The organism is Streptomyces sp. NPDC031479 (genome assembly GCF_055581065.1).
In genome coordinates this window covers 1-1,196 of sequence record NZ_JBVIKC010000109.1, presented here as the reverse complement: position 1 = coordinate 1,196, position 1,196 = coordinate 1, and the positions used below count along the sequence as shown (strand labels likewise).

At 71.4% G+C, this 1,196-nt stretch carries 2 protein-coding genes and 1 pseudogene; all 3 read left to right on the top strand.

What is annotated here, in order from left to right; genetic code table 11:
• Positions 1-345, top strand: a 345-nt coding sequence (locus ACZ5D2_RS40890) for a hypothetical protein (RefSeq protein ID WP_468936820.1), incomplete at its 5' end; no start/stop codon positions are given.
• Complete coding sequence (locus ACZ5D2_RS40885) at positions 342-869, top strand: SigE family RNA polymerase sigma factor (RefSeq protein ID WP_331738541.1); 528 nt, start codon at positions 342-344, stop codon at positions 867-869. The genes ACZ5D2_RS40890 and ACZ5D2_RS40885, both read left to right, overlap by 4 nt.
• Positions 859-1,196 (top strand): annotated as a pseudogene (locus tag ACZ5D2_RS40880) (L,D-transpeptidase); the annotation flags it as partial. The gene ACZ5D2_RS40885 and the pseudogene ACZ5D2_RS40880, both read left to right, overlap by 11 nt.

The following is a 1,196-nucleotide window of genomic DNA, read 5'->3' as shown; positions in this document are numbered from 1 at the left end:
TTGCCCGAACCGGCGCTCGGCTTCGCCGAACCACCGCCGGGCTTCGCCGAAGCCTCGCCCGGCTCCGCCGAAGCCGTCTCGCCCGTCTTCGGCGAGTTCGTCGCGCTCGGCTGCACCGAGGTCTGGGAGGCGCCCGATACGTCGGCCCCGCTCGGCTCGCATGCCGTGGACGCGAGCATCAGCGCACCGAGGACGGCCGCGGCCGCCGCCTTCCTGATTACCTTGCTTTCCCTGGTCAACAGAACCCCCTGTGTGATGTTCTTCGCTGTACACGACCTGTACGCACGCCAGGATTCGGCGGGTTGCATGCGGATCGGAAAAGTTTTGGGACCGGGGGCGGTATGACGGAGGACGAGTTCGACGCGTTCTACGCGTCGGCGTTCCCACGGATCGTCGGCCAGGTGTACTCCTTCACCGGTGACCTCGGTCAGGCCCAGGACGTTGTTCAGGAAGCCTTCGTACGTGCCTGGGACCGGCGGCGTGACATCCTTGCCACCGAGGCGCCCGAAGCCTGGATCCGCACCGTCGCGATGCGCCTCGCGGTCAGCCACTGGCGGCGGGCGCGGCGGTGGCTGGAGCTGGTACGCCGCACCCCGCCACCCGATCACGCCCCTGGACCCGGTCCCGAGCACGTCGCCCTTGTCGCGGCGCTGCGGCAGCTCCCGGAGCCCCAGCGCCTGGCGATAGTGCTGCACCACCTGTGTGACCTCAGTGTGGAGCAGGTAGCCTCCGAGACCGGCGCACCGACCGGTACGGTCAAGGCCCGCCTGTCACGTGGCCGGGCAGCCCTCGCCAAGCTGCTGCCTGCCAGTGAGGTCGGTGTAGTGGGCGGAAGTGGCGAGGAGAAGGAGGAAGACCGTGGCCGATGACCTGTCCTCCGCCCTGCGCGAGCTGGCCGACAACGCCGCATGCCCCGCACCCACGACGGGTGCGGAGGTCCGGCGCCGGGCCGTTTCCCGGCGCCGTCGCCGGCACTCCGCCCTCGCGGGAGGCACCGTCGCAGTGGTCGCAGCCCTCGCGTTCACCCTGACCACGGCCCTCGGTGGCCCGGAGCCCCACCAGAACCCCGCACCACCCCCCGCCGCCTCCCTCACTGCGCCCACGGCCGATGCTGCCTCGCCCGCTGCGCCCACCGCCAGTGTGCCCTCGTCCACCGAGCCCTCCCCCACTGCGCCAACCCTCGCCGGTCCAACCCC

Coding starts and splice junctions, on each gene's coding strand:
- ACZ5D2_RS40885 (WP_331738541.1), top strand. CDS start 342: ATGACGGAGGACGAGTTCGACGCGTTCTACGCGTCGGCGTTCCCACGG.